The 21,761-nt window shown below is 51.5% G+C and carries 19 protein-coding genes; 9 read left to right on the top strand and 10 right to left on the bottom strand.

All coding sequences use genetic code 11. From position 1 onward, the window contains the following. The first annotated feature begins 616 nt into the window (after positions 1-616). The 4 genes from FQ182_RS14400 to FQ182_RS14385 all read left to right on the top strand — a co-directional run bounded on the left by FQ182_RS14400 (position 617) and on the right by FQ182_RS14385 (position 4,487). Positions 617-1,636: a YqaJ viral recombinase family protein gene (locus tag FQ182_RS14400; RefSeq protein ID WP_149415084.1), complete on the top strand. Its 1,020-nt coding sequence runs from the start codon at positions 617-619 to the stop codon at positions 1,634-1,636. 916 nt (positions 1,637-2,552) lie between these two features. Next, a complete protein-coding gene (locus FQ182_RS14395) occupies positions 2,553-2,849 on the top strand; it encodes a hypothetical protein (protein WP_149494013.1) in 297 nt (98 codons plus the stop codon). A gap of 167 nt (positions 2,850-3,016) precedes the next feature. Further along, a complete protein-coding gene (locus tag FQ182_RS14390; RefSeq protein WP_149415082.1) occupies positions 3,017-3,301 on the top strand; it encodes a hypothetical protein in 285 nt (94 codons plus the stop codon). 25 nt (positions 3,302-3,326) lie between these two features. Then, positions 3,327-4,487 carry a hypothetical protein gene (locus FQ182_RS14385; protein WP_149415081.1) on the top strand — a complete coding sequence of 387 codons (1,161 nt, stop codon included), beginning with the start codon at positions 3,327-3,329 and terminating at the stop codon, positions 4,485-4,487. A 438-nt stretch (positions 4,488-4,925) separates the two neighbouring features. Here the strand turns inward: FQ182_RS14385 and FQ182_RS14380 are convergent, their stop codons facing one another. Then, positions 4,926-5,546: a hypothetical protein gene (locus tag FQ182_RS14380; protein WP_149415080.1), complete on the bottom strand. Its 621-nt coding sequence runs from the start codon at positions 5,544-5,546 to the stop codon at positions 4,926-4,928. A gap of 266 nt (positions 5,547-5,812) precedes the next feature. On the opposite strand from FQ182_RS14380, the gene FQ182_RS14375 reads away from it, so the two are divergent. Both FQ182_RS14375 and FQ182_RS14370 read left to right on the top strand, forming a co-directional pair. After that, positions 5,813-6,631 (top strand): HDOD domain-containing protein, encoded by an 819-nt coding sequence (locus FQ182_RS14375; RefSeq protein WP_149494012.1) that lies wholly within the window; start codon positions 5,813-5,815, stop codon positions 6,629-6,631. A 246-nt stretch (positions 6,632-6,877) separates the two neighbouring features. Continuing rightward, positions 6,878-7,309: a hypothetical protein gene (locus FQ182_RS14370; RefSeq protein ID WP_232925693.1), complete on the top strand. Its 432-nt coding sequence runs from the start codon at positions 6,878-6,880 to the stop codon at positions 7,307-7,309. A 209-nt stretch (positions 7,310-7,518) separates the two neighbouring features. Here the strand turns inward: FQ182_RS14370 and FQ182_RS14365 are convergent, their stop codons facing one another. After that, positions 7,519-8,031, bottom strand: coding sequence for a hypothetical protein (locus FQ182_RS14365; protein ID WP_149494011.1), 513 nt, complete (start codon positions 8,029-8,031; stop codon positions 7,519-7,521). A 320-nt stretch (positions 8,032-8,351) separates the two neighbouring features. Between FQ182_RS14365 and FQ182_RS14360 the strand changes: the two genes are divergently transcribed. Further along, a complete protein-coding gene (locus FQ182_RS14360; RefSeq protein WP_149494010.1) occupies positions 8,352-9,299 on the top strand; it encodes a hypothetical protein in 948 nt (315 codons plus the stop codon). Between the two features lie 10 nt (positions 9,300-9,309). Here FQ182_RS14360 and FQ182_RS14355 read toward each other — a convergent pair whose 3' ends face one another. From FQ182_RS14355 to FQ182_RS14335, 5 genes are all read right to left on the bottom strand, one after another. Beyond that, a complete protein-coding gene (locus tag FQ182_RS14355) occupies positions 9,310-10,764 on the bottom strand; it encodes a RepB family plasmid replication initiator protein (RefSeq protein WP_178114455.1) in 1,455 nt (484 codons plus the stop codon). 1,271 nt (positions 10,765-12,035) lie between these two features. After that, positions 12,036-12,548 carry a hypothetical protein gene (locus FQ182_RS14350; RefSeq protein WP_052743293.1) on the bottom strand — a complete coding sequence of 171 codons (513 nt, stop codon included), beginning with the start codon at positions 12,546-12,548 and terminating at the stop codon, positions 12,036-12,038. 1,684 nt (positions 12,549-14,232) lie between these two features. After that, positions 14,233-14,844 (bottom strand): hypothetical protein, encoded by a 612-nt coding sequence (locus tag FQ182_RS14345; RefSeq protein ID WP_046481562.1) that lies wholly within the window; start codon positions 14,842-14,844, stop codon positions 14,233-14,235. Between the two features lie 239 nt (positions 14,845-15,083). Beyond that, entirely contained in the window at positions 15,084-16,118 is a 1,035-nt protein-coding gene (locus FQ182_RS14340) for a ParB/RepB/Spo0J family partition protein (protein ID WP_046481560.1), read from the bottom strand. After that, positions 16,115-17,236: a ParA family protein gene (locus FQ182_RS14335; protein WP_046481557.1), complete on the bottom strand. Its 1,122-nt coding sequence runs from the start codon at positions 17,234-17,236 to the stop codon at positions 16,115-16,117. The genes FQ182_RS14340 and FQ182_RS14335 overlap by 4 nt, the downstream gene beginning before the upstream one ends. 716 nt (positions 17,237-17,952) lie before the next feature. Between FQ182_RS14335 and FQ182_RS30295 the strand changes: the two genes are divergently transcribed. Beyond that, complete coding sequence (locus FQ182_RS30295; RefSeq protein ID WP_256666407.1) at positions 17,953-18,084, top strand: hypothetical protein; 132 nt, start codon at positions 17,953-17,955, stop codon at positions 18,082-18,084. A 48-nt stretch (positions 18,085-18,132) separates the two neighbouring features. Here the strand turns inward: FQ182_RS30295 and FQ182_RS14330 are convergent, their stop codons facing one another. From FQ182_RS14330 to FQ182_RS29795, 3 genes are read right to left on the bottom strand one after another with little or no spacing between them, the layout of a single operon-like run. Beyond that, positions 18,133-18,387 (bottom strand): hypothetical protein, encoded by a 255-nt coding sequence (locus FQ182_RS14330; protein WP_046481555.1) that lies wholly within the window; start codon positions 18,385-18,387, stop codon positions 18,133-18,135. A 35-nt stretch (positions 18,388-18,422) separates the two neighbouring features. Continuing rightward, the gene (locus tag FQ182_RS14325; protein WP_046481553.1) at positions 18,423-19,571 is read right to left on the bottom strand and encodes a tyrosine-type recombinase/integrase; all 1,149 of its coding nucleotides are present in this window, start codon (positions 19,569-19,571) and stop codon (positions 18,423-18,425) included. Further along, positions 19,568-20,233, bottom strand: coding sequence for a hypothetical protein (locus tag FQ182_RS29795; RefSeq protein ID WP_169886756.1), 666 nt, complete (start codon positions 20,231-20,233; stop codon positions 19,568-19,570). Before FQ182_RS29795 ends, FQ182_RS14325 begins: the two co-directional genes overlap by 4 nt. Before the next feature lie 468 nt (positions 20,234-20,701). Between FQ182_RS29795 and FQ182_RS14315 the strand changes: the two genes are divergently transcribed. Next, entirely contained in the window at positions 20,702-21,700 is a 999-nt protein-coding gene (locus FQ182_RS14315) for a DNA-binding protein (protein ID WP_149494009.1), read from the top strand. The last annotated feature ends 61 nt before the right edge of the window (positions 21,701-21,761 follow it).

The following is a 21,761-nucleotide window of genomic DNA, read 5'->3' as shown; positions in this document are numbered from 1 at the left end:
CCGGGCTTTGTGGTTTTACGCTGCGAGCCAAGCTCGCGATGTTACGTTCGCAGCGATAGGACAACGCGTTAACAGAATTCGATCTTCACCAGCATCTCTCCAGAATCCCTCCACACTCAGTAAACCATCGCCAAGATCCTGAATCCTCGTTCTCGTGGGTAACTGGCTGTTCAGACCAGGTATACAAACAGCGTTCTCTCTGCGCACCAGAAGCTCCGCGTCGGGAATCGTCCAGATGTCCGAATTGCCCGAACGACTCTCCACAAGGCGGATCTTTCGAGATTTGACAGTGGCAAAAAGCCTGCTATCAAATTTTTCAGTCAATGCCAACGCATGCTCTGACTCCATTAGATGAAGCTTGTACCCATGTGTGCACAATCGCGTCGTCGCCGGCATTGCAAAAATCCCGATCCTCGCCAAGGAGAGTCTTATCTCATCCATTGAATCGTTCTTTGAACTGTTCATCTGTAGCCCTCAGGGAGTTGTCTTGTCTCGGGAGATGCTCAACAGCTGGTGAGAACCGGAAAATCCGTTAGGGCGTTATACATCTCCACCTATCAGGGCAACCTTCAGGCAAATCGCCTGAGGCCCGTTTACATTCGTGGAGAGCAAAAACATGGCGATGCAAATCGTTACGGGCCCAGCTGCAAAGCAAAATACGCCAGAGTGGCTCGCCTGGCGTGCGGGCGGAATCGGTGCCAGTGAAGCCCCGATAATCACAGGCACTTCTAAGTTCAGAACTGCGTATGAGTTGTTTCGCATACGACTGGGGATCGGTCCTCCCCCGCCCCCCAATCTATTCGTGGATCGGATACGAGAGCGAGGACATAGACTCGAGCCCGTCGCTCGCGCTGCATATGAAAAGCACACCGGTACCACGGTGACCCCCCTCATCGCAGCAAGTGCTACGCATCCATTTATCAGAGCTTCCTTTGATGGATACAACGGGTTCGACGCAATACCGGTAGAAATTAAATGCCCAGGTGACACAGCGCACTCCCTTGCTCTCAAGGGAGTTGTTCCTCCGGAGTACTATGATCAGCTCCAGCAACAGATGTTTGTCGCTGAAGCCAACTACTCACACTACTACTCGTTTGATGGTGAAAAGGGCGTGCTGCTCAAGGTCCCTCGTAATCAAAAGCGGATTGACGAAATTTTGGTTGCGGTCCAGGACTTTTGGAATCGGCTTCAAACCGGTAAGTGGGGAACAGATGAATGGGTAGTGGCCGCCGCTGCTTGGCGATCTGCAAATCACAACTTGCAGCTCGCCGAGGAACAGGAAGAAACTGCAAGGGCATTACTCGTGTCTCTGATGCCCCCAGGATTGAAGCGACATGAAGGGAGTGGTGTTTCTGTTTCGTTGAGCTCAAGAAAGGGAAATATTGACTGGCGAAGACTGTTTGCCGATCACGGGATAACAATGACTGAGGATCAGCTCAATCAATACCGAAAAGGACCATCGGACAGTGTATACATTCGAGACCTAAATGGTTCACCAATGATCACCAACTCAACCAAGACCTCAGCCCCGAACCCTACAATGTCGAACCAAATAGTCACGGTACCTGCGTTACCAAAACCATCTGCATTAGACCATCAGGTTGCTCGAGGCGCAGGCCTTGAGTTCGTTTTCTGAAACCCACACCCCCCAGCTATGGGGGGTTTTTTTTGGGTTACGCCTGGGTCGTTGACAGGCAAGCCCGTAGGTTTACCTGTTAGTCATCTCCGATTACGAGGGTTATCTATAGGAATCTATATGCGCAATTTCAAAATCTCGCCTAGTCAATTAACTTGCCTGGCTTTAGCTTTGATTGGTTTGACTGTATTCGCATGTAGTGGCCGGTCACACCTTGGAGTTTTAATTCCAATTAGCATTGGAATTTGCATGCCTTTTTACTCTTTAGCTTACACCGGGCATTTTACTTACCTTCCAAAAGTAAAGAGAATCGAAACTCCAATTCCAATAACAAAACAAGTACCACAACCCACTAAAACTAACAAACCGCGTATCACAACGAATGGCAGCACTAAAGAGTACGATCTCCGCGACATACCATATCCCCCCAAACGAAAGGGTGACCAACCGAGATCCTGCCTTCCTTACGGGAATGGACTGAGTCTAGAGAAACAAGCGACGAAAGCTATCCCTCCGCGATGCGCCCTCCTAGGTCCAAAACCGGAGACTCCATCCGATAACCGCAACCCAGAGACACCGGTTGGAGCAACACTGCCGTTGTTTCACAACGCTGAACCCCTTTCTACACATAAGTCCGAAGAGATCTTCGTGAAGGGAGAAAGCATTTTCTTATGAACTGCTACACAAACCGTCGCCATTTTTGGCGGCGGTTTTTTATCAACTATCTTCAACTTCAAGAATTGTACATATAAGATATATTCAAATTTAGGTCTGCAAAAAATATGCATACCATTTTTTGCACACATTAAAGATTATAAAAACCGTAACATTTCTGGCGTCGCATTATTGACCGGCTGTTTAACAGTTACCTATAATTTCAATCGTGAATCCAACCTAACGGAATACGATGGATAATATGGATACTTATATGTCATATGGCTTTGACAAGAATCTCGGCGCAACGGAAATCGGCCTTACTTCGCTGGGTTGTCTTTCCGTAGATGGAACACCACGCTGCCCTCGGTACCAGAACGACTGCAATATTGCCAGCACTACGACGTGCATGATCACCGCAATGAGCGACTTCCCAGAAACAAAGGCAGAGATCCTGCTGGCTGGAATCTTGATCGCCTCGACTCACGCCTCGTCTATTTTCGAGATGCATGGCGCCTTGTCCAGCTTCGAAAACGCGATCCAGGCCACCTGTATCTAGATCTGAAACGTCCGACCCTCTTCTTCAACGCCCTCGTGCCGCACAGAGAAACCGGTTCAAAACGCGCAAGTATTCTACTTACGCGTTATGGATCGATTGACGCAATCTGTCACGTAAGTATAATCAATTTCAGCAGCCCACAGTGGTCGCTCCAGAGGTAATGCTTCATGACCCATGAATACACCCCAATCGAGATTGGTATGGATGCTCTCGGTGTAGTGCTTGATCAGAACACGGTTAACGAAACCGGTGTCAATGGATGTCAACTGACAAGCCAGGTGCTGGAGATCAATGAACGCATTGAACAATCCATGCTCAAATACCCAGAGATCAGAACAGAGATCCTGGCAGCAGGCATGAAGGTTCTCCTTGAAATGTCCAGTACATTGGATCATTTCAAAGAGGTTGTTCTCCCCCGGCTGGATCGAACTGTGGACAACGTGGCTGCGTAGGATTTTTTGAATCATCGAGCCCTCTATGGCAGCAGAACAATCAAAAGCTTCGGAGCTGGAATTGAATTCGGAGCAAGACAGAAACACCAGCGATATCCCTGACTCCCTCCTGCCACCCCACGGGGAAAAGTCGTCATTCGAATACTTGTGCGCAAAGTACATTTCGAAAGACGACCGCTCCCCCAGCCTCGTGAATCGAATCGCCTACGCGATGAATCAAGACGTGCGTGTTCGCAAAATCTGCCGCGTAAAAGCCAGAAAGCACGGCTGCGACCTCAACGATCTAGATGAGATCTTGCAGCGCGTAATGGAGGTCTTCGTACTTTCCATGTTGCCTAAGACTTACGATACCGACGCGGTCTACGCGGTAGTCTATGCCGTGGCCAACAATGTGACCCGAGAGGTTTTCCGAGACCGCCAGAAAATGGTTGCGAACCATTCCTCCATTGAGGAAATGCAGGAGCGGGGTGAGGAGATAGGACAATTGACTCTGGTGGAACAAGTCGAAATCGATCACGATCGTGAGATTGACACTCAAACGGCCACAAAGCAGATGGCAGAGGCACTTCAACGGGTGATAAGCGGAGAACAGATAGTGGCAGATTCCGGCGTATTCCAAATGGAACAAGACCCACTCGTGCGTCTTGTACTAAAACAAATCGATACCACCGATGACGACGATGCACCGACATCGACTCAGCGCACATTGCAGGCACCAGACGGAGAAAAGAAGCAAAAAAGTCGGACCGAGCTTTCCGCAGATCAACAGGAGTTGGTGGATATCGGCACCAAATTGGGCCTTCGGAACCAAGATTACGCTTTTGCCCTCGGCATAGGCCTTCCCCGCCTTTCGTCCTACATCTACGGTCGGACAGCCTCGGTACCGGACGAAGTGATGGTGAAAGCCCGGGCACTGTTTGCGGAAGAGCCGCTTCGAGTAGAACGTTTGAAGCGATTCAACCGGCCAATGAGCCAGATCCTCAAGGATTGGGAACAACGCCTCAATCCCAAGAATGATGAAGATTTGGCTACCATGCTCGGCGTGACCAAAATGACGATCTACCGCTGGCGCAACGACGAAACAAAGCCTGATCCGACAGCTTTGGCCAGGTACGAGCAGTGGATCGATGAATATGTGAAGCGTTTTTCCCACATGCTTGAACAACGGTTCGCTGATAAAAAGTGATCTAAAAACCCCCGCCAGCAGAAGCGGGGTTTTTTTCACTGTGAAATAGCGGCTCAGGGCAGGAGCTAAATCATGATCGTACACTTCGATGCATACGCTTCTTCTGGCCAACACCACCATATCGCCACATTGAAACCCGGTGTATTTTTTCGCGGGGTATATCTGATTACCAGCCCTCCCGCTGTTCTAAGACAAAACAATGAAGAGTTTTACTCCTTCACAGTGTCTGACTTGACTGGGCAAATCCCCTGCCTAATTCCAACATATCGAGTCCAATGGCATCAAAGCGCTCAGTTTGTATCCCAGAGGTTAGCAATAGAGGGATGTACTGTCCTGATACACGAGGACTTGACCGGAATAATCGGAGACCTCGAGCCGGTAAAAGTAATCTGGTGAGCAAAAAAAAACCTTCCGGCCCTATGGACCAGAAGGTTTTTTTTATACCAGCGCCCTGATGCAGGCCTGGCTCAATGCAACGCGAGTGAGCCCGGCCAACGTGAGAACCTGATAAACCGCAGCTACCCCTCCCTCCTCCAGCGCCGCAGTCGCCAAAGCAAAAAGGGCGTCGGCCGGCACAAGCTCAGTATCTGAGCTTCTGGAATCTTCGAAAACGATCGTAATGTCGTCATCGGACGTCAGTGAATGGCCAGAACACAGACCTTCAAAGACACCCGGTGCTTGTGACAGCACGAGTTCGAAGAACTCAACAAATGCACGCAACTGGATAGACTTCTCGTCTGGCCAAGCAATACGTCCATTGTCGAGGGAAGTTTGAACAGTGTGAAGAACGTACTCGACCGCATCCACCTCACGAAGAAGGTCCTGATCCGCAGAGAGAAGCACCTCAGATAGCTGAGCGCCTGTTCGCGCATCAGCAACTCGGATGACTTCAAGATCACCTCCATCGTCGCTGTAGCGAGCCTGGCAGATGACACGGATCATGGCTTCATAGGAGGAGTCAGCATCCACCACATCACTGAAGGACTCTCCGCTAGGGAGGAGGCCTGAAATGAGTAGGGACTGAGAATTTGGTTGAGGGGGTTGTGATTGATGAATCATGGTGAATCTCCTGAAAGAGTATGCAGTTGAGGCGTTCCGCCTAACGGCCTTGCAACAGGAGATGTACAACAGGAAGTTATATTCCTGGTCACAGGAGACAATACGCGTCGATACTTTCAAACAATGATCTAAAGCTCAACGAATGCTGTTATGCGTTACTTGACAATATAGTGGTCCTTGAATCTGCGAGACCACCAGAAGCATTGGGGTAAGCACACACCCAGCGTACAATTCGCACCGCGAATCGACCTAACCTGCGAGAGACTATGAGAAACCTGGAGCGGATATTCAAACGACCCGCAGCACTGCCTTCGATCTCGACCGTTGTCCTAGATCTGTATGAGATGACAAAGGATTCCGCGGTTCCTCTACCCAGCATCGCTAAAAACATAAGCGCTGATCAGGTTTTAGCAGCGAAGGTGCTGAGAACTGCCAACTCCGCCTATTTTGGACGCAGCGGCTCTGTCTCGCGACTCGAGGATGCAATCTCGACCATCGGGATACACACACTGCGAACCACGATCATTACGAACGGTCTGATGAAAGCGATTCCAGCAACGCAGGGCATCGATATGCCAGCCTACTGGAAAATGGGACTGCATACTGCATTCATGGCTTCTCACCTGGCCGCGCAAAATGATCATGATCGTGATGAAGCATTCACAACCGGGCTAATGCAGGGTCTAGGTGTGCTATTGATTCACCTGGTCATGCCGGATGAGGCGAAGGTAGTAATACAGCACGTGGCCCCGTTGGACTTCATGAATCGGCGTGAGATTGAAAAGGATCTGCTCGGGTTCGACAACGCTGAGGTTGGCGCAGAGCTCCTTAAACGCTGGAAATTCCCGGCGTCGATCCAAAAAGCATTGCTCACGTATTCCAATGTTGAACCACTACCCGATAAGCTTGGCCAATTGCTATCAGTATCCTCGGCCTTTGCATTTAGTGTTGTGTCGGGGTTGGATGAATCTTCAGTTACCGAACGTATTGATCCTAATGTCATTTTGAGACTCGGATTGACTCAAGATTGGTGGGCTGTCAGCCGAGACAGGGTATCCGCTTCGGTGAATTTTATGATTGTATGAAAACGAAAAGGATTCGTCGTGCTTAAAGGGCTACGCCTTTATCAGGCAATAATTGACAGAAGCGAGTTGCTTTCTGTCCCATTCGCGGTCGCCAGTAATCAGTGCGGGTTCACTGCGGATTCGCTAGCAAGTTGCTTCGGCGATCTGTCAAGGTCGAAACCGCACGTACTACTCGACGTACTGGATCGAAAACGTATAGATAAAATTGGCGCTTTCCTAGGCTGCTCTGGGTTTCGAGTTCTGCAAATGGCTGACGTTTTCTGTTGGTCAGATTATTGCTTGATCCAGACTTCATCAGTTTTCAAGTCATCGTCAAATGCACAGGACAGTCGGCTGGCAGCTGACTACTTCGACTCGGTCACGAAATCGAATGTCGTAGGGTCGGCTGAATTCATCATCGATGAATTAGTTGCTGCTACATGGTCAAAAGATCTAAGGGAGGCTGCGGAGAAAACGCAGATTCCATTCTTGAAGCTCCGATCCTGGCGTGTCGGTAAACCCAGCCCCACCCTCAAAGATTTGGAGGCAATTCGAATCCTCGCAAAGCATCTAGACATGGGAACGCCGCTGGTGATGATGGCGCTTGGCGTCATCACCCCAAATGACTTCATGATTGATGGTGTTGCTATCGACATTGAGGCTGAGTTGAACCACGCGCTGGACGTAGAGATTTTATAAAATAGCGGCAGCCATGAATTCACAGAGTTAAAACTGTCGTTACGTTGCGCTGATTACGTGCCCACCAATGCGAGGCTTCCAAATCGCAAAACTGTCGCAACACGTCAAAGAGCCGCTGGAGCGGCAAGCTCTAGAGAATTAAAACCGTCGCAACGAACGTAGATTGCGTGAGGGGGCTTTCCTATCAGAGAGACGGCGTGGCCACCAAATCAGTCGTCATCGTCGAAGCTGTCGATCACAGACACCCATTCATCTACAACGGGTTTAATGCGCGCCCATTCGGCCTCCCTCTCTGATAACGCCTCGAACACTGCCGTGGGCCATGTCATGAAGGTTACATCCCGCATTGCATTGTTGAATGCGTATAAACCGGCGCAGGTATCACGGTTGCCGCCTCCAGGGTAAAGGGAACGGCGGAAACGGTCCCGAAGCTCGATCACTTCCTTGACCCGCACTTGGGCAATGATCGCCAAAACAATCATCACTCCTTGCGTAAGGGCGCTTACATTTTTGCAGGCACGACGCATGTAAGCAGGCCGCCGGCTCTCGGGCGTGGCTATCAGCTCCTGGATGACATCTGCATGATATTTTTCAAAATCGCTGTTGCCCTGGATCGAGTTGGACTCGTAGCTCTCGCGCACGGCTTCCAGGTCGAATGACTTCTTGAGCCAAGCGGCCAAGGACAATGCGTCCTGCCAGGCAAATTGCTCATACTTATGCATATGCGCCTCGCGCAGATCCGTTTTTTGCCTACCTATAGCCCTAGCCACCTCAGATCCCACCCGATGATTTTGTGGCGACCATTTCACCACAACTGCGCAGTGCATTCTCAATAAGTGCGCGGTATGACGCAGGAACATAAAACTGACGCAGATGGGCCGAACAGCTTTTATTCATTTGCGACTGTTTTAATTCTCAAAAAGCAGCCAAATAACCTTTTAAAATAGTGGGAAATAACACGTATTGATAAGATACTGGATGATTGATAAGATCTTAATCAGGCCTATTGATTGGATCTACCTTTTGCCCAGGACTTGATAAAATGTTCAACACGCGTGTTACCAGTTCCGAACTTCTCCGCCTTAAAATACCGGTTCCGTCGACTGAGGTGTTGGAGGAGATACATTCCCTTGAGGGCAATACTCTCACCTCCTCCATAGAACGCGCTACAGCTGGCGACGCTCAATCGAAGGCATATCTCCAAGGCATTTTTTTCTCTGTCCTTCCTGTCGTAAATGAACGTCTGGCCAAAGCTAAATTAGCCCCGGCAAGCATTCCTCTGCTCGTGGCAATTGGCAGAACTGAGGGTCCGATATTTGCAAAGGTATTGAAGCGGTGGGTAGACAGCGGTTGCCCTGAGAATGACGATGCGGGCTACCTGCGCATGACATACGACAAGGCAATGCACACCGACTTGAACCGTCCTGCCGCCAGTGAAGCGGCCCCAGCAGCCAACGACAGTGCAAATGCGTCAATAGACGTCAGTGAACCACTCAGCGAGATCGATGACACGCAGAAGCAACAAACAGCCAAAAACTATGTGAATCGGCACGTGTATGGCGGGAAGGTTGCAGTTTGTTTCTCTGCTGATCAGACCAGAAACGAAGAGCACACCATTCGAATTGAAGCTTCCGTATCCTCTGGCGATCGGTGCTACAACTGGGACGACAAGATCGCGATTCAACTTTCTACCCGGGAATTACCATCGGTTTTGGCTACGCTGCTTCAAATCCAGAACAAGTTCGAAGGAAAAGGCCACGGTGCACAGAACGAAAAATGGTTTGTGTTGGAAAATCAGCCGGGAAAAGTTTTCCTTTCCGTTAATGCGAAGGGGGTAACCTCAAGATCGTTACCGATCGGACCTGGTGACTGCTATCAGTTGAGCACTCTTGTGATGGAGCAGATGTTGAAGAATGCGCCCTTCCTCACTGCTGATACTCTGCTTTCGTTGATCAAACGCACAGGTCTCATGGCAACGCCGCAGGGTTGATCGTTTCACTTTACGCTTTGACGCCGGCGTTCGCCGATAGCAGGAATTGCAACAATTGGTCTGATGTTGGAGCTTCCTGAAATCGCTCTTCAAAGATTATTGCCACGAGGCAATTCAGGACCATAGGGGTCCAGCCCTTGGATTTGTATTGTTTGAAAGCCATATCGTCATTCTTCAGCTTCGGCTCGTAACTCGCAAAAAGCTCTTGGCGCTCTTCTGGACTCAGAGCATTGATCTCGTCCCGTATGGTTGTGCGTTGAGCTGCACCCCATTGCTCCAGAAGCACATCCATCTGGTTCGTAGAAGAAGCCTGTGAGGAGGCAGCGAGCTTTTTAGCTGCTTTGGCCGGTCTAGGGGCATCTGGCGGAGTATTTGATGTTGTAGGCGATTTCTGTTTACTTGGTGCTTTTGCGTAGTTGTTAGCTACGGCTGCTTTGAAGTACGCAGCAGGACTTGCTACAGAGTCTTTTTTCTTCATCTGCGACTCGGTGTAGTCGGCCTGCGCCAACAAATACTCCTCATCGTGACTCATTGCCATTTCCTCAATGTCCTTTGAACTCAAGGAAAGAGCCTTCAGCCGCTTTGATACATCAGCACCGACGATCTCAGGAGCAGGCGAGAGCCCCAACTCAGGTTGCATCAGAGTCTCGAGCTTGAACCACAGTTTGTCGTACTTCCGGTTGTTTTTGGTCACGACGACTTCGATTTTGAAGCGGCCTTCAATACTGTTGACCTGGTCAACAGCTCGCCCAAGCATTTTATTGAAGTCACGGAATTCAGCATGTGGGGTAGCTGAGCCTGAGAGCAGCACACTCCAGGCAGTCCAATGCTCCCTGAATGTTTCTTTCTGGGAGAACCCAAAGTAGCGAGAGACTAGCTCGTGCAGGGAGAGTGCTGAGTAGCTTGTGAAGTGATACTGCATTCGCAGATCAATCAAATTGAAAATTGTTGGGTCGAGTAGCCGGCGTTTCAATTCCGGAGGAAATGAATAGCGGATGGTCTGGTTGTCTTCGAGGATGTAAGCCTCTGCGATCAGATTTGCGACCCCCCAACCACTTTTTCGACCAGGGCTCTCGCCTTTGTAATCAAACTCAACCTGTACCTGAGTCATTCCACGGAGGACTTTTTTCAGGTGGTCTCTACTGTTCGAGGTCGTATGACCCACATGTTCTTCAACCAGTTTGATCGGGATGTCGTGGACCATCTCAGTGTCTGGCCTTTGTTGGGCGAACTGAGTTAGTGTGTTGTAGAGCTTGCGCTGCAAGAACGTGAAGTCGCTGGTCGTGGAGACGTTTCGCATCGCCAGGGCTTCCACAGCTTTTTTCAGCTCAACTGCTTTCGAGGGTTCAATCTCCCGAACCACCAGGATTTTAGGAGCACGTTTACGCTTCGGTGGATCCTGATCCACATCGCCGGGCGTAATAGATTTCCTTTTTGTTCCTGATCGTTTTGAAGAGGTTTCCATCTCAAATGTGCCATTGGGTGACTGTGGTGGCACATTACCCGATCGTTTCCGCGTGGGTCAATCTTTTCTCGGTGCCATCCTCAGGGTCGAATTGTTCCATCGTTAGTGTTCATCTTTTTCTTCGCTTTCCAGTTTTGCCTTCTCGCTTGGTCAGATCAAAAAAACTAACAACAGCTTGTTTTGTTTCTACTGCTTCTTAGAAGCTTTGTTAGTGCCCCCCCTAAAGCCCCGGTTTATAAGGCCTCCAGCCAATTTTGTGTGCCATCGTTAGTGGCAACTGTGCCAGCGCTTGTGTTCAATGTGCCCTCTTTAGAGCTGCACGGTGCCAGGCTTAGTGGGATGTGCCTCTGTTAGGGCGGATATGTGCCATCGTTAGATGCCTCCCCGGATTGTGCCAATCTTAGAGAACCACCGTTCTAACGATGGCACATATCCTGAACCCCACGTATTTAAAGGCCTTCAAGGGATTTTGGTAAGGTTTTTTTCACAAGCGCTTATCTAACCGTGGCACATCACTGTTAGAACGGTGGAACCATCAAGGGCAATTTTATGAGGTTTACTTTAGCAATGCTCTAGCGATGGCACATTTGGGTTTTGCTTGGTAGATCAACAGGCTCTATACCCACGTCAGGTCACTATTGATGGCACATTAGGGAGGCGCATTTTGCTTAATCCCCAATAGACCCCTGCGCTCCCCCACAAGACTCTATAGTGATCCTAGGCCCTCGCATTGATGCGGAAACGTCTGCCGCTGTTTTCACAGTGAAAAGCGGTTGTAATCGTTTCTGGCTATTTATCCGAACGGCGGCACATCTGATGTACGCGTAAATGAACAAAAGCCTCAGCGATGGCACAACTTACGGAGATTTGAGGATTTCAGTGATCTAACGATGGCACAATTGCTGATATGCGCCCGTATTCAGGTGGGTTTAGTCAGTCCCCGTAATTCGGTTAATGCCCGTATCGAGCTCATCTATCCGTGGCACATTTGAAGTCGATGACCACGGCCGAGATTGTGAAAAACTTGAATGCACCTGGACAGAGCTTGGTTGTTTGTCTTGCTGTGCCACGTCGTTGAACTCCTCCAGCATTCCGACAGCCAGCGAGGTAAACGTGCACAACAGAATGAGCTGAGCCGTAAATTCCGGCGTATGGAATATCTCGAAGGGGTGGCAGAAGCTGGCTTTTCCACGCCTATACAGAAGCACAGACCATAAACTGGCAAAAAAAAACCCCGCACGTGCGTGCGGGGCTGGGGGGGTTACCGGATCCTAGAAGACGAACTGAGTATTCCCGGTATCAACAGGCGGCTCGGACTGATCAGCATGCCCTTGAGCTTGTTGATTTGTTTGACCTTGCGAAGCGGCCGATGTTGAGGCCGGGTTTTGTTGGGGAGCAGCCTGGGATGCATTCTTTATCTTGGGTGTAATGGACAGGCTGATGTAATCCTTTGCGCCGTTGACACCTGGCTTCTTCCAGCCAGCGATACGCATTTCGTGATTGAATCCGAAACTACCCGCGTAGTCCGGGCCATCACCCACCTTTTCTTTTTCTACAAACAGGCTGGCATTGATACCGCCGATCGCGAGTGAGTAAAACTTTTCGTCCGAATTTGTCTTTTGCTTTAACCAGACTGCTACGTCGAGTTTGAGCTTTTGGTTCTTTTCTTTGTTCAGCAAGAACTCGACATATCCAACCATCAGCGGAGCTCGGTCAGAGGTCCGATCGGTATTAGCGAAAATGGTGCCTGAGCCTTCAGCGAGTACCAGTGCGATAGAAGTCATGTGCATCTCCGAGGTGTTTAGGTGGCTCTGATTGAGCCTTTGGGTGTAACTCGGTATGAATCACAAAGCATTGTAATCGACTGTTAACACGTAGCTATATGTATTAGGTATTAAGTGATGCTATTCGGTTGACAGTAGCGCTCCACGCTGTCTGGTGCTGGTGCTGGTGCTGGGATGAAACAGGTGCGTTTAACAATTTTCACAGTGAAAATCGCTCATCGCCCAGGCTTCGGCTTGCAGGCTCAGGCACGTGATATTTCACAGTGACAACCTACGGCGCCCTATCATCGATGCCTTTTCCACGATTTGGACATTGATGGAGAACCCGAAAAAATCCCGCCATTGCCTTAGAGCAGGCTTTCACAGTGAAAACCTCTAGCTACGTGTCTTAAGTACGGTGCCTCTGTCTTTAGGTTTTCACTGTGAAAAAATTCTGGTCGATCGTCCTCACGGGGCCTGCTGGCGACCAGTCTCTAGGCCAACCGATTGGGCGACGCCGGCAGACAGATGGCCAGAGTTAAGTAGCGTGAGTCTTTCACAGTGAAAACCTGTATCTGTTTGCGTAACGCCAGACTCCACTAGCTGCCTGTTTTCATAGTGAAAAGGCTCTGCCCGAAGATCTGGTAACGGAGTCGTGTCTCAGCCGGTTAAAGCCTTGGTAAGTTCATATGGCTGCCTCGAAGGTCCACGGCTCGAGTAAGCATGCCGCGGCAGGGTTTTCACAGTGAAAACGAGCAGTAGACTGGTGTTGCTTTGTCAGGAGACTCACATGGACGGACAAGGGCTTACCTGATGTAAGGGCATGGTCTTTTTCACGGTGAAAATCTTTGCTGAACAGGTGGCTGTTTAGCAGGAGCGCGAAGTACCGGTCGGAGGGGCCTATGGATCGCTAACAACATGCACAGCTGCGTGGTCGTTAATTTCACTGTGAAAACGAGAGCTGGCGAAATCTGGTTGAGCTTAAGTACTGTATGCGACCCAGGTATGTTTTCACGGTGAAAAATAGAAGCGAAGATTTTCACTGTGAAAAATTCGATCGAAACATATCTGGCGCTTTTTGCGAAAAATCGAGGGGCAGGTTTTCACTGTGAAAAACATGGGATAGACGCTCAGGGTTGCCGAAAGAAGACTTACCCATACCTGGTAAGGTCGCCTGTGATGTCGCTCATGAGTCACTAGTGGTTGGTTCACACTGCGCATTGCTCAGTTCGCACTACACAATGCGTAATGCACAGTGTGTTGTGCATAGCTCCCACTGCTATAAGTATGTGGTTACAGCATGTGGGTTTAGGGCTTCGATTATTAGGAAAACGGGTGCCTGGGCCGGCGAGGTTGAATAGCCGAAAGGGAGGACAGTTGGATATGAAGAAAGGCAGTTTTTCACAGTGAAAAACAGACAGCGTTATGAAGGATTTTCACAGTGAAAATTACCAGATGCACCTAAATTTCACAGTGAAAAATATGGTGGAGCCTAAATCCAACCGTTAAAAATCAACAGGTTGGGAGCATTTTTAGGGCGTAAACTTAGAGGCTCTAGATCAGGCCCGGGATGCTCACAGCTTTGGACACGTAGTATCGAGGGTATGATCCGGAGGGGAGGGACATCGTGATGTGCCGGCGGCAGCGAGAGACTGGCGCCGTTTGAGTAGTCCGGAGACGACCCCAACCAGGTTGAGATTTTGCCTCAGTACTTTTCCGAATTCATGAGCTGGCACAAATGCCGTGTTTCGTTGGCGTAGCTTCTCGCCCGGTTCACATCTTCTGCTAGGGCTTCAATGGCACGCTCCGCGGCTGGATCCGCGAGCGATTTCTCTGCAAGTTGAACGACCTTGAAGAGCGTCCAAGCTGCGATAAGGACAAGATCCTGAAATGGCTCATCAATGTAAGCGTCGCCTACGGGCTTGTTCCGCTTGACGTCGTGCCAAGCTGGATTCCTCATGAACATCGGTGTACCGCCCACAGCTAGCAGGTATCCGTGAACAAGGCTGTTGCGGTAGTCGTTCAAATCAACCGCGGCATTCGCGGCGACTTTAAGCACCGCATTGCATTTATCGCTGAGGTTCGAGTTCCCGCCACCTAGCATCTTGAATTGGTCTTCAGACTTCAACTTTTCGGTAAAAGGCCGTGTTCCTGCCACGTCAGTTTCCGAGAGTGACCAGAGTGCACGCTCAAGCGTTGTCTCGAAGAGACCATATGCAACGATAAAAGACCCGATAAGCATCAGGTGGGCCGGCATCAGGCCCAACCCATACAAGCGAGCTTGAATATCGAGCGATTCCGCGGGGTAGTTGTGCATACGGCATATCCAGTTGTCTTGGCTTTATGGTGATCAAGATACCGGCTGCACAGCAGTTAATGCACGCAATAGCTAGGCAAGACCGCTGACAAGTGACGTGGGCGCCCTACGGCACCGGTGGAAAGCGTCGCGTGAGGTAAAGAATGCTGTTCGACAGGTATGCAGCTGAGAGGGGGACCGAGGGGGAGACAAAATCACGCCACCGTTTCCAGTGGCGATTTCTGATTGCGGAGCAGTTGCTACGAACGTTCTTTCAGCATCTCCTCCAGGTACTTTAGGACCTCTTCTGGATTGACACCTTTTGGTGGTGTCAGGATCACTTTACGCCCGTCAATGCGCGCATCCAACTGGGTGCGCTCCTTGTAAGCAATGTGCTTGGGAGGCGATGGGGTGTGCGGATGCTCCTTTTTACGGACTTCGCTCTTGGCCCAGTTGATTGAGCTGTCCTGGGAGGAGCCGTCGCGAATCCTCGAGGCCGCAGCAATGACCGTTTCTGTATGGCCTTGGTCAGAAAGCGCGACCAGGTCAGCCACGACCCTGTTACCGATGAGTTCCGGATTTTCCTCAAGCATACCAATGACTGGCGCTGGCAGTTTGAAGTACGCCAGGCACCGGCTGATGGTGGCCATGCTGCGCCCGACCCGACGGGACAGCTCAGTCTGGTTCTGAACGATCTTGTCGTCGAGCAGCTGCTTGTAGCTGACGCCACGTTCAAAATCAGTGAGGTCTTCGCGTGCGTCGTTATCCGCAACGGACAGTACGGCCGCTTCTTCATCAGTGAGGTGACGGACAAGGGCGTAGATGGTGTGTTTGCGCAACAGCTCGTGCGCCAGGAAGCGACGTTCGCCAGCAATCAGCTCGAAGTTCCCATCTGGCAGCGGCCGAACAACGATCGCGTTGTTGAGTCCGCCGTTGTCTTCGATGGTATTCGCGAGTAGGGCAAGCTTCTCCTGGTCAAACACTCGGCGGGGTTGGTACTTCCCCTTGCGAATGAGCGACATCTGAAGAAACATCACTTCGCCTGGAAGCTTCTCCGTGGCCAACTCGACATCCGCAGGACCTGGCTCAAAGTGACGTGGAGCGGATACCAACGCACCGTTCGGAGGTGACAGAGTTTCAGAGGCTGGATCATCAGACAGGCCAATCTGCCGAAGAACCTCTTCCATCGGTTTCAGATGTGCCACAGGCATAGTTTTTGGGACTGAGACGCCCTGAATGCTACTGCCCTCAGTAGCGATGACCGCGGGTTTGCCGATAGGACTGGTTTTCCTCATTTGGATTTCTCCAGCACGGACTTAGCGCGTTCCATGACTTCGTCGAATACCTTACGGAAGGCGCCGAGGGAGTTTTCGGTACCTTGTTTCCAGAGCACCAGCGGGATGCCATCCTCCAGGCTCTTCGAATAGTCCTCGGAATGGATCAACTGCTGCTCGGTCACCTTACCCGGGAACAGCGAAGAAAGCCTAGCCAAGTTAGCTTGAATACGAGGACGGTTCCTGATGTACATCGTCGGAATCGCGATGATTTCAGGGGCCCGCCCGAAATCCGCGCTCATGTCATTGATCTTGAAAGCCAGTCGCGACAATGCTCGAAACGAAAATTTGTCCATGCGTATTGGGCACAACAAGAAATCCGCAGCGGCGAGGCTGTTACGCGAAAGCATGGTGCCGGATGGGGCGTTGTCCATGATGATCACGTCGTAGCTGGACAGGTCGCAATGCGGGACCTTGCCTTGCCGAGCCCGCTCAATGAACAGCGAATACCGAAAGTCAGCGCCTTGCGCGTTTCTAAGGACCACATCCATGTCGTCAAGCGAATCGAATGCGGGTATCAGGTGGGGGCCATCCTCGCCGAAAGGTTTCTTGATCACCTGATCCAGATCCATGGGCGGGAAGGTTGACCCGAGGCGCATCAAGTTGCCCAAATGGCCTTCAACCGCACGGTCCACCGGTAGACCAAGCTCGGCAAGTTCCTCGGTCGTCTGATCTGGGTCATAGCCCAACATGCTGGAAACGTCTGCCTGAGGATCGTTGTCGATGATCAGCGTTTTATAGCCTGCCAGCGCTGACAAAATTCCCGTGTTGCAAGTGGTGGTGGTTTTTGCGGTGCCGCCTTTTTGTACGTAGGTGCTGATCGTGATTTGTCGACCAAGGCCTTTGGTATTGCCGTTCTGGCGGCGGATTGCAGCAATGCGGAACATATCCATCAGTGAGTAACTACGAACACCGACAGGCCCACGAATTCGGTCGATTGTGAGGTCGTTATCCTTCTCGATCGCTTTCAGGGTTTGCGAACTTATCTGCAAGCTTTCCGCTACGAATTTCGGGCTGTATCTCAGGGAAGTGAAGTCGGTGAACGTGTATTGATCGAGTTGTTCTGTAGCTGCATTCATGTGCGGCACCGGCGAGTGAAAGTACGAATGGGGCCATTCTGTACCGGATGTATCAACTGATACAAGACAAAATGGGGTGATGCCCGCATAGAAATCGTCATTTTCACTGTAGCTTCATATAGTAAAAAGGCAAATTTATGATCAATACCCTATGGATTGTGAAAAAAAAGCTAAGTATCTGATGCCGCATGGCGAAACAGACAGTGGCTAATAACTGGCTTGGTGTACGTGCCAAGTACGAGCACCTAGGGCAGCAGGGAAGGGGCTTTAGCGCAGGGGGGGCGCCCGATGACCTGCTGGCATCTTCCGTGAACGTCACGATGGGCTGGCAGATATTCTTGTGAGGAGGCCGCGACTCGCTCTTCGAGATGCACACAGCTTGCTGTCGTGACGGCAAGCTGGCTTCATTAATAACCACATGAGCACGTAGGCAATGAGCGCAGCAGTTGAGTTTTCAACCGTAATTGACGGTGAGCAGGTCCAGGGTTGGATAGTTAAGGATGGGAAGTCATACCGTGCGTATGCGGAATTTCGCGGGGAGCGAATAGATGTCCGCGGTTCTACCAAGTCAAGCGCTGAAAGCAAGTGGCGCGAAGAAGCGAACCACAAGGCAAACGAGTAGGAAAAGCCGAGCAACCGCTACACGCAAGCCCGCCGTGCGGGGTTCGGCAGTACCAGGGCGCGGGTTTCGCGCCTGTTCACCCGGAGCGCAGAGCATGAAAAGTTTCAACGAATGGCTGCACCACAACGACTGTGAGCATTATGAAGCGTTACGAGAAGAGATTTTTGAGGGCGGTGGAGAACCCGGCGGCTTCTTGGACTGGGCCGAGGCCAAGTACGAGGTCTAGGTTGGCGAAGTTGAGCGCAAGGCAGCGCAGTCAGATGCGCCGAATCACTTAAATGACCCTGCGCACACCACCGACGTTGGCGACATAGCACCACCACCAATACTGAATGAGCCGCTGACGATCGTCCTGGAAGGCGGTGGACTGGATGTTCTGAATAACTCCATTAAGGCTTTCCATGCGCTCCTGTGGGGCGCCGGCTTGCCCTTGGACGAATTCAAGAGGCTTGAAAAAGCCAGCCATGATGCCGATGGGAAACTGGCATTCTGGATTGGCGTAGAAGCCCTTAAATACTTGGATGCCCAAAAAGCGTCCCGGCGTGCACAAAAGCAATAACTGAGCTACTTGAGCCGCGGCGTGCTCAACGTCTGGACAACACCGGCATGCAGTTCATCGTCTTCGGAGTGCAGGTACCGGCTGGTGGTTTCCATCTTGCTGTGTCCAGCCAAGGACTTGATCATCACCAGGTCGCCAGTGGCCTTGGCCAGATGGCTAAAGCAGGAATGACGGAGCCAGTGGGTGGTTGCATCCGCCAGCCGATCGGCCAAATCAAATTGCTCGCGCTGAACGGCCAGGCCTGCCGCCCGGGTCATGATCGCGATGATGGCTTTGAGCACGGTGCTGGTATGCGCCCGCTTGAGTTTGGAGTTGGCGGCCAGGAGGAGGGGGGTTGGGTCTTTCGAAGGAATGTCCCGCGGCAAACCGAACGCCTCTCTATATAGTTGCAGGTCCTGGTACAACTCGTCAGAAATGGGCACGTCGCGAATCTTGTTGCGTTTGCCGAGGACATTCAGCCACCAGGTCCCGCTGGCCGAGCGATGGATGCTGCTCATGTTGGACGTGGTGCCTTCGAAGGTGCGTACACCGGTCAGGTAAAACAGGCTAAGCATGAAATGATCACGCGCTCGTTTTCGGGGACTCTTGGTCAGATTGATCGCTTCAAAGGCTAGGGCAATGCCTTCTTCCGGCAGCAAGCGCTTGATGGTGGGGTCGTGCGGCGCTTGTGGTTTTCGAACCAACGCGACGGGATTGCCTTTAAGCCTCCCACCTTTGACCATCCACGTGTACATGCTGCCAATTTGCATCAGGGCATAGCGCTGCGAGCTCAAGCTCAGGGGGCCGGCAAAGGGTCGCCACTGCTCATGATGACGCGGGTACTTGGTTTCACTGACCCACACCTCACGGGGCTGAGGATCTGCCAGGAAAGTGGCATAGTCGCTCACGTCCATGACGTTGATCTGTGACAGCTGCTTGCCGCGGGTGTGCAGCGCCCACAAGATGAAGCGTTCCACTTCCTTGCGCATGACCCGGCGAGTCTTGAGATTGGTGGCGGTGGTTGTCAGCCAGATGGCTGCCGCCTCGATGTCGCTGTTGGCCTGGATCAGGTCGTGAGCTTCACCTGGTTGCACCATTGCGTAGGCGTCAAGCAAGGCAATCTCGGTGTTGGCCTGAAAGTCCAGGCGGGTGGGCAAGCCTGTTCGTGAGCTCATCGTAGATCCCGCATTTTTCCGTTGGACACTAGCCAATCGTCAATCTGATCCGGCGCAAACCACCGTCGATCACCTGTCGCTGACTCGCATTGATACTCTTCCTGTGCTCCGCCGGCGGGGTCGACGCCGACCCGGGTAGCGGTTAAGACCAGGATGGCATGCTCTCGGGCGAAGCCATCGATCTCCTGCACGACCACCAGCTCTGAGCCCCGCGACAGATAGCTGGTGTAACGAAAGCCGTCGACGCCCGGCGCGAAAGTATCATCCTCGTCATCGCCATGCTCCCACTTGAAGGGGGGATCTGGTTGCACCACCGCGCCGGCGGCCTCAGCGGCTGCCGCTTGGACCGGTTCGCTAATGGGCTGGCCTTTGCGCAGTCGGGGTTTCGGCGGAATGAGGGTGAGCCTAGCCGCCGTCACACACGACCGCTCGAAGGCGCTCAATGCCGGCAGCGAGCGCACCAGGTCATCCCATTTCAGATCACGGTCTTTATCCGCGGCAACCCGGCTCAAGTGCTCCGGCCGGATTGACCACCGACAAGCGACATCAGCCATACGCCAGCCGCGCTGTTCAATGAGCGCTTTGAAGGCTTCTCGAGAAAGCTTCGGCGGGCGCAAGAAGGGTGAACCCTTTTCCACCTTGCGTGATTTGGCTTGATCCATAGCGCATGTCTTTGTAAGTAAAAACACGATTCTAAAGCGTTTTATCAGAACGGCAACATATTCTGCGCAAACCTAGCTACTGATGAATGCGAAAGTTGGTTCTGCCAATTTTGCAATATTCGTGATAATTGGAAGTATTCACGAATTTCTCCATTTCAGAATATGATTCGTATCAATTTCAGTACGAAAACATGTATAATTCTATGAGGGCAACCTTCGGACGTCCGTTCTGCACGCGTTTCCTTGCATAACTTGTTGATATCTATGATTTTGTTCTGGGTGTCGTTCGTCCGTAATGGATTGAATGAGCAAGAAGTAAATCGTTGAATACGGCGCCACGCACATCCAGCCTGGCGCAGCTACTGATTTCCGGTCTGCACGGATCCGCGCACTCAAGAGTGAATGCGACACAGACATAACCCGGACCATTTCTAGCGAAAACCTTCCACTGACGGAGTCCAGGCGGCTATGACCAAACAGTCTCCCAATGCGCAAATGAAGAACACTCGGTTGTTGGTACACCAATACGCGGAACGGTTGCTTGGCCTTGGCGAGGAGGTTCGGCAGTCAACCATTCGGGAGATGATCGCCGCCGACTACGGCATCACTGCATCCCCTAACCTGGTCAACGACGAGGTCAAGAAATTCTGGGTGCAGGCCGGGCCAGCACTAAGTGCTCGGCTACGCCGACCGAATATTCCTGATGACGTGTGTACGAGTTTCGACAAAATCTGGGATGTCGCCCTCAACGCAGCCGTTGCCGGCCATGAAATTGAACGGCAACAGCTTCATGCACAGGCAGAGAACGCTGTGGTAGCGATGAAAATTGCCCAAGCGAATGAACAGGCAGCCAAAGAACGGTTCGATGGCCAGACACGCGAAATTGAAGGGCTGCGGGCCGACAAACTCCTGCTTTCAGAGCAGCTCCAGGCTAATGAGGTCGAACGAAAAGCACTCACCGTTGAGGTCAAGGACCTGGCCGATAAAGCAGCATCCCAGAATGCGCTCAATATGCAGGAACAGCAGCGTCTCAATGGGCTCTTAGATAATCTTGAGCAACAGCTGAAGGAACTACGGGCAAGCTCCCAGCGAGAGTTGACCGCTTTGGCTGAAACCCACCAGATCGAACTGGTAAAGACACAAGACTTTTTGATGCGAGAAACAGCTAGGGTTCGCGATGAAGAGAAAGCCAAAACTGACAAACTGACCAAAGAGCTTGAGCGGGAACGGAATGAGAAGGACCAGCTACGACAGTTGCGTTCCAGCGCCCGCGATGAAGTTGCTCAGCTTCGGGGTAGGCTTGAGGCAATGGTGAACAATGAGGAGAAGCTTGAGCGGCAGATTACTCAACTAAGCGAGCAGAATGACAAACTTCAAACGACCCTGCTCGAAAGCATCAAAGCCAGAGTGGCTGCGCCAGAGCAGCTGGCCGTTGATCTACTGGAACATCCTGAGAACAAAAGGTGAGTGGAATTTTTGACGGTGGCGAGTCAAAGCACAGCGTGATCCCCGGCCTGCGTCGCGCTGT

It is taken from the genome of Pseudomonas sp. ANT_H4 (assembly GCF_008369295.1).
In the GTDB taxonomy this organism is placed as follows: domain Bacteria; phylum Pseudomonadota; class Gammaproteobacteria; order Pseudomonadales; family Pseudomonadaceae; genus Aquipseudomonas.
This window is presented reverse-complemented; position numbering and strand designations above follow the sequence as displayed.